Genomic DNA, 12,625 nt, shown 5'->3' on the forward strand with positions numbered 1-12,625 from the left:
AACAATGTTTGGTATATTTGCGTCTAAATCAAATTTGTATATAAGAAAGAATGTTAAGTAGCGAAAAACTGTTAAGTTTGAATAGCCTTATAAAAACGATTAAGTGATTGAAATTACTATGTTTTTTCCAAATCACCACTGCACCAGCTTTGCACCATTTATGACGTAAGCTATTGAATATAAAGGATTATTCTATGCTTCTTCTGGGCACCAATCAAAAAGGCCTTGCTTCTTAATTGAAGCAGGCCTTTTTAATTCCATTAAATGACTACATCTACTCCGCTTCTCATTGAAAATCGTGCACGTCCTATCCAAATATTGAAGGACTCTCTTAAATATAGCCTTCCAGATCTGACTCAGAACGGTACTCACGGGGTATATCAATCCAGAATGTAGAGCCACCTTCCGCACGGTTTTCAAAATCAATATCACCGCCCATGGCCTGCATCAGTGTCTTGCAGATACTAAGACCAAGTCCGACCCCTTCTTCACCCAGGGATTCCTGCCCCGCCCGCAAAAATGGTTCAAAAATCTCGGATTTATGTTTTGCGGAAATTCCGGGCCCCTGGTCCTGGACACTAAGACGTACAACATCCGGCCGAGTCTCCACCGTGACGGTAATAACGCCGCCACGGGGGCCGTATTTGGCCGCATTGGTCACCAAATTCAGGATTACCTGCTGCAACCGGATTTTATCAGCGCACACGGGGAATTGCTCTTTTGACTTGAAGTCCGTGACAAGCTTGCAGGACTTTTTCGTCAGGATGCTGTCCAGCATTGGAATAGTCTCTGCCACCAGCTGTGTAAGATCAAATGCCTCAGCCCGGATTGAAACTTTGTTTTCCTTCAGGGTCGTAAAATTCAGGACATCATTGATCAATCGCAGAAGCACTTCACCGCTGCTGTGAATATAGCCGAGATATTCCTGCTGTTTTTCATTAACGGGGCCTGCTATCCCGGCCTGTATAGTATCGGCAAAACCGATAATGGCATTAAGCGGTGTACGCAGTTCGTGGGATACACTGGCCATGAACCGGGATTTGGATTCATTGGCTTCCTGCACTTTCTGCAAGGACGAAAGCGCATTCATCTCTGCATCGTAACGAGCACGAATTTCATCTTCAAGCCGCTGATGCTTGAACGCTGTGATCATCAGATGAATGCTCATTAAAATACAGGCATTGGTCACCACAAGTGTAAGCGAAGTCCAGCTATCAACCACGTCTGGATTAAAATTAAATGTCACGCTGGCTGCGTTAACATAAACCCGCACGATAAAAGCAAGGAGATGTATGGCCAAGCAGGCCATCAGGAAATTTTTCTCGGTTTTACTTCTGAACCCATTCCAGCGCCACAGAATTATGATCGAATAGAGCATCGACCCAATGATCACCGACATGGCAAAACTGACCCGTATCAAGGTCGGAACCTGGGTAAAGTAAGAAAGCAGTCCTGTTCCGACGATAAACAGGCTTATGTATAATAACAGCTTCTTCGGAAGCCTTGAGCGGGTGAAGTGCACGCAGCCGACCATCAAAAACATATAGCCAAAAAGAATGACCGCGTTGCCAACATGCACAAAATCAGAAAACCGGCGCAAATCATTATCAAGCGCAATGGTTGCCTCGCCAAAAATAAGCGCAGTAAACAGAACCCAGGACAATGTCCCCGGAACATCCTTATGCTTTTGCCTGATCAATAATAATAAAATCAGAAATGCTGCATAATATATAAAGGCGACCCATCTGAGGGTTACCAAATCCAGAACCGCCATTAGAAATCTCTATTTCCACAAACAGTCATTAAAAAAATCTGTCCGCAGGATACAGGGCTGAAAGTTAATTTAGTCTTTATAGCGGTGAGAGTATCTTATTCAGTGAAATAAGCCACCCATGATCGGAATTTCCGTGTGCAAACAGTCGACCCGGGCGGGTCGCCAAGGATAACGTGCTCAGAACAAAGTGGAACTTTTTTGAAGCTATTACTCGGCAATGCCGCTTTCGCGCGCCACCGTTTCAACATGGCCCATAACGCGCAGCAGATTTTCACCCCAAAGTTTTTGAATAGCTGCACGGCTATATCCTCGCCGCAGTAACCCCTTGGTAACATTCAGGCTTTCGCCAGCATGGTCCCAACCCAGGACGCCGCCACCACCATCAAAGTCAGAGGCAATTCCCACATGATCTATCCCGGCTATTTTCACAGCGTGGTCAACATGATCCAAAAAATCATCCAGTGTTACTCGACGCCACTTGGGTAAAATTTCAGCCTCAAGTCTTTTTTGGTACTCCGCTACAATTTCAGGATCAATGATGGCCATATATTCAAGATCAAGAATGCCCATCTCGCGTCTAAGCGCAAAAATCTCCCGCCACATCTCGGACGGTTGATCCAACAGAAATTCATCAACCGCTGTTACCTGAATAACACCGCCCTTTGCCGCGATGGCACGCAACTGTTCATCATCAAGATTGCGACTGTGTGAGCGTACACTGGCTACACCCGAATGGGATGCAATCACGGGGGCCGCTGATAATGCCACCGCCTCCATGACAGTTTCCTTCGCCGTGTGGGAGACGTCAACCATAATGCCAAGCCGGTTCATTTCCATGATAACACTTCGACCAAAATCGCTTAAACCGCCATGCTCTGACCGCTGATCTGAAAATCGTGCCTTGGGGTCTGAACTATCCGCGATATCATTATGACCCATATGAGTAAGCGTCATATACCGCGCCCCCAGGTCATAATATTCCTTCAGCCGCCCAATATCCTTGCCAATCACAAATCCATTTTCGATCCCGATCAAGGCAATTTTCTTTTTCTGGTCGTAGAGCGCACGGACGTCTGCAACCGACTGTGCAAAGCCGATCGTCTCCGAATTCTGCTGCACCATGCGGTGAATAGCCCTGAATTTATTCAGCGCGGCGTCATGTGCCGCCTTATATTCCCAATCATTTCGGTAATTTTGGCCCACATAAACAATAAAGAATGCCGCATCGAGACCGCCTTCCTTCATCTTGACAAGATCAACTTGTTGCCGGTCACGCCGGGCCGGATCAACAACATCTGTGGCGAAATTCTCTGGTATATCGACATGACTGTCGAGTGTTAACAAACTATCATGAAACTGCCGGATTTCAGCAAGGGACATTTCCCGACTATTAGAGGCGGGGTCTGCATATCCGCTGGCCGTAAACATGCTGGCCACTATCAGACCATATAGACTTTTTCGGGAAATAGATATTTTCATCATTCTCATTCCTAAATCGGCGATCCGGGCGGCATTTGCGCCAATTCATTCCGTGCAGGTACATACTCCCCTGCGAAAAAGCTTTGTAAGCGTCCACGCTGAAACGCGACATGTGGTGCACGCAGCGGACCGGGTTTTTCCTGATTAAAGCGGGCCTCTACTCGGTGTAGTTCAGACCGCAGGTACGCCCTGACTGGTGCTGAAACCGCTCTATCGGAGGCATGCTGCATCAACAGGTGCAGATACACATGTTCAATACTGCGTGCGACCGCACCCGCCATCCCCTTCTGACCTCGTTTGGCAAAGACATGCGCCGAGATTTTACCAAGATACTCAGGCAATGACATCTGCGCATCATCCCGCAGGGAAAACTCTGAAACCCTGGCCAGGCGCGCCGGATGTAATAACAGCGAAACCAGATGATTTGACGCTGCCTCTGAAGCCGCCAGCGGGTCAATTGTCAGATACAGGCCGTTTTTGCGTGGCATGCTCTCTCTGTCTGGTGCATCGCCCAGTGCCTTTGGCGGAATCAGATCAAGGATATGATCGGGGATTTCAAGTGTCTCAGGCGTTAAAACGGCCAATAGGGCAGACAAGGCACGTTCCTGACCCTCGGCGGGCACAATGTCATTCAGTTGTTGCCCCTCTGCGCGTCTGACAGCATATTCATAATTTCTGCCCCCAATATGCTTGGCAACTGCTTCAACCTGATACCTAAAATAATAATAAAGCGTGGCAAAACTGTCCTCCAATGTCGACAGACTTGCACCAACCGGCACTGACTTTTCCGAGAAATTCGCCAAAGCAATGGACCGGACCTTAAGTATCGTACCAAGTTCCAAAACAATATCTTCACCCACATCCCAGATATGGGAGTGTGTGTGACCATTGACGACCGATCTGTCATAAATCCCGCCGTGGTGGGAGAAAAACCGCAATCCCTGTGCTCTGGCTTTCTCCAGAATACCGGCAAGCGCCGCATTTTCATCTGAACCTTCTGGGAAATCAGAATAGCCGTAGGCAATCGAGACTTTGTCCCAGGCGCCAACCTTGTTGAAATATGCCTCTGAAAAATCAAGTGCACCGTCTGCGCGAATTTTCACCATCGGAAACGGATCATCCATCGCAGAAGCCCTTCCCAAGGGGCTGGTGCTTGCAATGCTGTTATGCGCAAGACCAAGGGAATGACCGATTTCGTGCGCAGACAATTGCCGCTGTCGTGCGAGCGCAAAATCAATTGCTTCCTGCCCATCAGATGCAGCCGTCTCATAAGGTCCCATAAGAGCCGTAGCCATCAGCATATTTTGCCGCACCCGCAAAGACCCTATGGTCACCGTAGCCTTCAGAATTTCTCCGGTTCTGGGGTCAGAAACATAACTACCCGTCGAATATCCACGTGTTTCCCGGTGTACCCAATTAATGACATTATAGCGGGCATCAAGGGGGTCCATATCTTCTGGCATTAACCTGATCTGGAAGGCGTTCTTATAGCCTGCTGCCTCAAACGCCGAATTCCACCACATGCCCCCTTCCATAATTGCAGAGCGAACAGGCTCCGGCATGCCGCGATCAATATAATAAATGATCGGCTTCACCGCTTCACTGATTGGTGCCTCTGGATTTTTCTTTTCCAGTCTAAAGCGCCGAATATAAGCCCGGTCCAAACTGTCAGTCAGGCCAACGCTATAATCACGAAAACGCTCAGGAGTAAAACTGCTATCTGCATGATAGGCACGCGGCTTGTATCCGTCATCTGGCAGTGCCACGAAACTGATGTGCTGGCGCACCGTCAAAGCTATTGGCGGCGCCGCAACCGATCTGATGTGGGGGCTGTTAGCCTCCCCTGTAAAGGTAAGCAGTGTTTCAAATTCACTGTTTTTAGGGAAAAACTTTGTCCGTGGGCCATAAATCGCAGATCTGGACAGATCAATCTGGTAACTACTTTTCCCGCGGGATCGCAGCCGTGCCTGAATTCCTGCCTGATCCGCCAATAGAAAGTCTGTCAGATCAACTGTGTAGCTAGTGGCATTTTCTGTCTGAACCTCAAAGCCCCAAAGAATTGAGTCTGCAAATGACTCGTCCACCGTCCGTGCCTCAGAGACATTTCCAAACTCGGCCCTGAATTTCATATTGAGATGGCGCAGAAAGACCTTAGGGCCAAGGCGCTCAAACTGTACGAGCTTGCTACGACCCGGGATTTGCCGATCAATTCCGATGGGGTTTGCACCCAGGCCCGTTGCCGTCCCGGCCTGCATGATAAACGGACCCGACCGGGCTGGTATCTCCATTAGGACTCGGCCAGTTTGGGCATCATAGGTGAAGGGTAAGAAGCTTTCCTCTGCTGCCACAGTCTGCGCCGTAACTGGCTGGACAGTCACCATCCAGACAAACACAAGCAACCCAAGAAGCGGTTTAATGCCATTCACACCCCGACGGACCAAATGATCACTTGCTCCTGCCTTATTCATAAAATCCCCCTGCGTGCCCAGATTATCAATGGTCCCCAAAAAGTCTTAGTGCACCTTGTGGTCGATCAGGATATCCAGCACCTTTTCAGCAAAGCCGTGGTAGGACATCTCGGCTGTATTGCTCATCATTACAAAACCAATATCTAGGGCAGGGATGAAAGCCACATACGCCTTAAAACCATCATTGCCGCCATGCCGGATAATAGTCTGACCCTTCTGAACCCCACGGTGCCAGCCGAAACCGACATTTTCAAATTTGCCCATTGCAGGTGCGTACATGTCATTAAGCAAGTCTTCATCTAACAGAACTTCGCTGCCGTGACGGCCACCATTTAGTTTCATCTGCACATAGGGAATCATATCCGCAAGGCTGGAGATCAGGGTCGAGCTGGGGCCATGCATACGGTTATACGGATACACATCAGCAACCCGACGTTTACCGTCTTTTAGAATGTGCAGGGAATTAAGTTTGGCCATATCAGCATCGCGGATCAGGAACGTGCTTTGTTCCATACCAAGCGGCGCCAGTATATTATCCTGTACATACTGTTCAAAAGTCATGCCGGACACTTTTGCTATCACATCTCCCAGCAGTTCATACCCTGTGTTACAATATTGGTATTTTGTCTCTGGTGCATGGGTCAGGAATTTGTGGGAAATAAAGTCCCTGACAAAACGCTCTAGCGCCTCTTCATCATAATCAGGATCATGCCACGGATCACTGTCAAAATCCGGCATCCCGGTAATATGACTGGCAAACTGGCGTACTGTCAGATCTTTATACCGGCCATCAACCAATACAAAATATGGGACATAGTCGACGACCGGCTTGTCCACATCCAACTTGCCTGCTTCATGCAGTTGCATCAATGCCGTTGCGACAAACGTCTTTGATACAGAAGCCATATGAAACAGCGACTGGCTGGTGACCGGCTCTTTGGTGTACATATTTTTAACGCCAAAGGTTTCTTCATACAATACCTGATCCTTGCTCACCACCGCGAGCGCCATCCCCTGAACATCAAACTTCTCTATTTCAGCCTGAATAAGATTTGTCACCTTGGTTTGCGGAAAGTCATCCGCAGATACACGCAGCGGCAACAACACCGTCAAAGATACCAATAAATATTTCAGAACAGACTTCATTCTATCCCCCTATGAATTAAGCGCAGCCTGCAAGCGTTTCAGACCTTCAAGAAGTGTTTTCTCAGAGCATGCGAGATTAACGCGGAAATAGCCGACGCCTTCGCCGCCAAAGTCCCGACCATCAGACAGCCGAACCCCGGCCCTGATCATTTTCCCGTAAAGTTCATCCTGGTCTTTACCGATATTCCGGAAATCTACCCAGCATAGATAGGTGCCTTCCGGGCGCGTAACGCGCAGCTGCGGCAAATTATCGGCCAGATACGTTTCCAGCGTCGCAAAATTGCGCTGAACATAAGCCATGACATCATCCAGCCAATCTTCACATTCATTGTAGGCGGCAATCATGGCAACCGACCCAAAAATGCTGTCCAGATTTAGCTGTGCCCTGTCCATATATGCGCGGACATCTGACCGTACCTGATCATTTTGGATAACCAGCGTTGACTGCGGAATACCTGATGTATTGAAAGACTTGCTTGGGGATATAACCGTCACCACACGGTCCCCTGCCCGTGCCAGGGACCCAAGCGGACAATGCCGGTAGCCATTATAAATCAGATCGGCATGCACCTCGTCAGAAATAACAAGAATATCGTTACGCCGGCATATATCCAACAACGCTTCCAGTTCACCAAGCGTCCACACTCGTCCCGTGGGGTTATGCGGGCTACACAATATAAGAATTCTGGTCCGGCCAGAGATAACAGATTCCAGATGATTGCTATCAAGGGTGAAACGGCCACTTTTGTTGTCCAACGGGTTTTCAATGACCTTACGGCCCTGTTTAGTCACAACATCCGACAGCGGCTGATACCCGGGTGTTTGCAAAATGACCTCGTCACCTGGCTCGGAAAACAGCGTGATCATACTATCAATCGCATGGATTGCACCGGGCGGCGCGGGCACCAACCAGTCTGGTTTCACTGCCCACTGAAAGCGCCGGTCAAGCCAGCCGGTTATTGCTTCCGTATGGTCCCGTGACCCCGCCGTATAACCATACACCGGATGGGCCAACCGCCGCTGCAAAGCAATGGTAATTGGCTCAGGGCACGGGAAGTCCATATCCGCAACCCACAGGGGGACCACGTCCGCGTCACACGTGTCCCATTTAAAGGAATGCGTCCCCCTGCGGTCGGGGGTTTTGTCGAAAATATATGACATAAACCCTCCTAAACAATCAGATACAATAGGAAACTTACCCCGGCGACGGTAAGAGCGTAAGGAAGCTGGGTAATGACGTGATCCATATGATCACTACCCGCACCGGCTGATGACAGCACTGAAGTATCCGATACCGGTGACGCATGGTCACCAAATATGCCGCCACCCGCAACCGCCGCGATTGTCTTGAAAACAAGCGGATCAATCTGATTGCCGGTGAAACTATAGGCCACGGGCAGTGCAATCGGCACCATCAGGGCATAGGCGCCCCAACTTGTCCCCGTGGAAAAAGAAATGAAAGCTGTCAGCATGAACGTCACTGCAACCAGAAGCGCCGGGGTTAACAGGCCTTCGGTCTGTGAAATCAGAAAGTTCGCTGCCCCAAGCTCCTTGGTCACCACATTGATACAGTAAGCAAGGGCAATAATTATAAGAGCCGGAACAACATCCTTAATCCCGCGCGTTGCAATCGTCACCAGATGATCAACACTGGTGATCTGACGCCGGATCAACATCGCGACAGAAAGGTATGTTACCGCGCCCATAAAGGCTTCGGCGATCATAACTTCGCGCACTGTTATGTAGCTTACAATTGCCGTACCAAACAGGATGATTGCCGGCATAGCCAAGCCCCAAAACAGGGATACTTTTTCGTCCTTAGCTTCAACAAGTGTATCGCTTTCGGCACTGATAAGCGGCATTGCGCCTTCACGGAGCAGGGCGCCAGTTTCCTCAACCCTTTTTTCCGCCTTACGCATCGGACCAAAGTCAGGAATGATTTTCAGGCAAATGCCCAGCGCAAAAATCAACAATAGTATGGAATAAAAATTATACGGGATTGAGTTTACAAAAATCTGCATCGCCTGTTCAGCGGTCTCAACCGGACCACCCTGTGCGACAATCAATCCAACAATATAGGCTGCCCACGCTGTGAACGGCACCAAAATGCAAACGGACGCTGTTGTAGAGTCTAGAATAAAGGCAAGCTTTTCCCGCGGGATTTTTACCCTGTCTGTCAACGGGCGCATGACAGCGCCTGTCATCAGGGGGCTGAAATAATCATCCACAATGAAAAAGCCCATACCCCAGGTGGTCAGCGCAACACCCTTCTGGCTTTTTCTTTTAGCGGAAAGCTTGTTAGCAAAGGTTGCGATTGCCCCTGAATCTTTCAACAACACAAAAAGAATGCCGATGAGACTGATAATCAGACACAGCCGAATAAATTCACCGTTCCCAAGGGCAGACTGAAACAATTCACTGAGCCCTGTGGCCGGGTCTGTGCCCAGCATAACCACACCAACAGCCGACCCCAGCAACAGGGAAAAAGCAGCAGAACGTGTTTTAAATGCAATTACAAGCGCGATTACAAGCGGGGCCAGCGACCATATCCCCCAAGTCATAGTTTCTTCCATTTTACCACCAAGTCTTATTTATCCGGGCCAAACCAAAATACTGAAATAGCATGAGCAGGGGCGCATAACACCCCTGCTTATACTGCGAGGCCTAGAAGCGGAATCCAAGCTTGGAATAAATAAACCGTCCTTCAAAACCAAATCCGGTGCTGTAACGGAAGGATTCGATCCGGTCCCAGGTAGAACATCCGTTGGCCGGACACTCAGGATTATCTTTCTTCGGATACTGATCAAAGAGGTTCATCGCACCGACAGACAGATACATACCATTCTCGAAGGTATAGGTTACATCTAGATCGTAAATGATCGCAGCGCTGTAACGCTGTTCATTTTCCTGAATTTGCTGAGGCTGCAATTCTGCACCGTACCGGGTTCCGGCAAACCGTGCAGACAGACCATTGCGCTGCCAGGAAATACTGGCATTCAACTTGTGTGGCGGGTTGGCATTTTCCACCGCCGTTACCCGCGCAGGATCAGAGCTGAACAGCTCCAGCGGATCACCACTGCCGTCAAACTTGCCGCGCAGTATTTCTGGAACATCCTTGATATTTTTGATCTTCAGGTCGTTATAGTTATAAACAGCGCTGAAATTGAAATCGCCCCAGTTTTCCGTCTCCCATGCGTAGGTAAGAACAAGGTCAAAGCCACGGACACGCTGGTCATAGACATTTGCCTGATACTGGAAATAGCTTGCCTGACTTGTCAGTCCCGCATCAGCCAGAATTTGATCCACGTCTGGGCCATTCAGGAAACGGCTGCGGCGGATCATATCCCGAATTTCAATATTATAGAAATCAAGACTGACCGTCAGACCATCGATTGGGGCAGCTGCCAGACCGACCGAAATATTGGTCGACTTAGTTGGCTTCAGACTGCGCGCTCCCAGCGCCTGCGCAATATCACTGGTCGTGGAAAACAGCGAGATATCAAAAAGAGTACCATCACTGATTTCTGTATTGGTTGACTGCGTATAGTTTTGCACCAGTGACGGCGCCATAAAGCCAGTACTGATCGCCCCGCGCAGATTCAAGCCTTCCTGAATTGTATAGCGTGTCGCAAATTTCCCATTAAACGTGGAACCGAAATCGCTATAATCTTCGTAACGGGCAGCAACGCCGATATTCCAGTCTTCTGTCAGATCGGTATCCAGATCAACATACGCCCCAAAACTGTTTCTTTTGCCCACAACTGCATTTTCAGGGCTGAAACCAGGCAGTACCTGTGACCCGCCTGGGTATGAGTAAGTCACCTGGGGATTGCCGTCACCGTCCAATACCAGGTTACCATCACCGTCACGCAGATAGGCTGGCGAACCATCCGCGTTGCGATCAAAATCAGTATGCCAGCTTTGCTTCTCACCCGGCTCAATCTCGAAACGTTCGTCCCGGTACGTACCGCCAAAGGCAACGTTCAGATCGCGGCCAAAAAATGCGCCTTCTAGAAGCTTTGCAGAATTAAAACTGAGATACCAATCTCGCTGTTTCTGAACACCGTTGAAGAGGTCAGTTTTACTGTGAACACCATAAGACCTATTCAGCGTATTCTTAATCCAGGTAGTAATATGGCTTTTACCGTAATAGAAGCTAAGATCAGACTCCCAGCCATCAATCTCACCCTTAAGGCCGTTATTGGCAAACCAGTCTGTGATTTCAACATTGATGCGCGGTGTATAACCCTCAGGATAAATTTCGCTGACATTCCGGCTGTCATTCGGACGGCGTGTGTAGCCCCAACTTAGACTGTCTTGCTTATAATATTTACCGATACTGAAGAAACGCAGATTTTCAGAAATCGGCACTTCCGAATTATACAGCACGCTACCGCTTTCAAGCTCAGACTGGCCGTAACGCATGCGGAACCGCTCTACCGTTTCCTCACGGGGGTCAAAAATCATTTCGCCAGTTACAGGGTCTTCAATTTTGTCAAACATCTGACGTGCGTCAAAACCACCACGGTTTGAATGGTTCTGGTTTTTATACGCCGCACTGATGTTAAAGAAGCCGCCGTCACCAACACCAAGCCCGTAGTTAGCATCAACGGTGACAGTGCCGCCGTCATTGATTTTCATCTCTTCGCCGGTACCAGTGAATTCTAACTGGCCGGTTTCATTGTTTGCATGAACACTTGCCAGATCTTCAATACCGGTTACCGACGTATGATACATGCCGTAATTGACCTGGATCTGCCCCCCTTCAGACGCATCCTGCAGTTCAAAGTTTACAACGCCGCCAATGGCATCAGCACCGTACTGGGCTGCTGCACCGTCCCGCAGTACTTCAACACGTTTAATCGCGAAACCCGGTATCGTATCAAGGTTGACACCGTTGGTACCGCCAGCCTGACCCCAAATAGACATCATGGCGCTAGGATGATGGCGCTGCTTATTCAAAAGCACCAGTGACATGCCCGGCGGCAGACCCCGCATTGTAATGGGACGCTGGTGATCCAACGTATCAGTCCCGGTGGTTTTACGGAAATTCACGCTTGGGACCAGACGTTCAATCATACTGTTTGTGTCTGTATAGCCTGTCACCCGAAGCTTTTCCCCGCCGATAACATCGACAGGTACATTACTTTCAAGCTCAGTCCGGCCTTTTACGCGAGACCCAATGATCACTACTTCTTCAAGATCAGCGGCTTCGTCTGCTGCGTAAGCGGTACTTACAGTCCCGACAGGGGCCAGCGCAGTCAACACAAAGCCTGCTACGCCCATCTTTAGTGAAATCAATCTTTGTCTTTTAGAAACTTTAAATAAATCCATATCCGACATGTCGTTTATCCTCCCAGATATCTATCCCATTACCGTGCTTTCCCTTGAAATATGGTCCGCACGCCCGCTCCACGTTCTTGCTCGTTTAAATAATTTTTATATTCATTGAAATTTTTAATGCTATAAATTTTTAACGTTGTCAAATCATATTGGGCTAGGTAAAAACGTCGGAACAATAGATATACTTGACATCCATCGGTGATTTATTTGACGGATAATGTTTTTTAAAATATTGTATTTGTTGAATTTTTTGATTTTTGCCTCCTATAGACATAAAGATTGTGCGGACAACAGGTCGCCATTCATACGCAGTCAAAAAGGCATATTAAATTTTTTAATAGATGAAATTTAAAGGATAGAACTTCAGTACAGTCACTCGCTTGACAGTGAAATTTGAATAAAGATCAGTGCCTTA

The 12,625-nt window shown here is 48.6% G+C and carries 7 protein-coding genes; all 7 read right to left on the reverse strand.

Annotated elements, in window-relative coordinates:
- Positions 1-331: 331 nt before the first annotated feature.
- Positions 332-1,774 (reverse strand): sensor histidine kinase, encoded by a 1,443-nt coding sequence (locus IE181_RS03005; RefSeq protein WP_191250064.1) that lies wholly within the window; start codon positions 1,772-1,774, stop codon positions 332-334.
- Between the two features lie 207 nt (positions 1,775-1,981).
- Positions 1,982-3,256 (reverse strand): dipeptidase, encoded by a 1,275-nt coding sequence (locus tag IE181_RS03010; protein ID WP_191250065.1) that lies wholly within the window; start codon positions 3,254-3,256, stop codon positions 1,982-1,984.
- Between the two features lie 8 nt (positions 3,257-3,264).
- Positions 3,265-5,721 (reverse strand): zinc-dependent metalloprotease, encoded by a 2,457-nt coding sequence (locus IE181_RS03015; RefSeq protein WP_191250066.1) that lies wholly within the window; start codon positions 5,719-5,721, stop codon positions 3,265-3,267.
- 45 nt (positions 5,722-5,766) lie between these two features.
- Positions 5,767-6,867, reverse strand: a complete 1,101-nt coding sequence (locus IE181_RS03020; RefSeq protein WP_191250067.1) for a serine hydrolase domain-containing protein — start codon at positions 6,865-6,867, stop codon at positions 5,767-5,769.
- Between the two features lie 9 nt (positions 6,868-6,876).
- Positions 6,877-8,028, reverse strand: coding sequence for a MalY/PatB family protein (locus IE181_RS03025; RefSeq protein WP_191250068.1), 1,152 nt, complete (start codon positions 8,026-8,028; stop codon positions 6,877-6,879).
- Positions 8,029-8,036: 8 nt separating this feature from the next.
- Positions 8,037-9,428 carry a Na+/H+ antiporter NhaC family protein gene (locus tag IE181_RS03030; protein ID WP_191250069.1) on the reverse strand — a complete coding sequence of 464 codons (1,392 nt, stop codon included), beginning with the start codon at positions 9,426-9,428 and terminating at the stop codon, positions 8,037-8,039.
- A gap of 103 nt (positions 9,429-9,531) precedes the next feature.
- On the reverse strand, positions 9,532-12,210 hold the full coding sequence (locus tag IE181_RS03035; protein WP_191250070.1) for a TonB-dependent receptor plug domain-containing protein: 2,679 nt from the start codon (positions 12,208-12,210) through the stop codon (positions 9,532-9,534).
- Positions 12,211-12,625: the final 415 nt, after the last annotated feature.

It is taken from the genome of Kordiimonas sediminis, from assembly GCF_014656395.1.
GTDB lineage: Bacteria > Pseudomonadota > Alphaproteobacteria > Sphingomonadales > Kordiimonadaceae > Kordiimonas_A > Kordiimonas_A sediminis.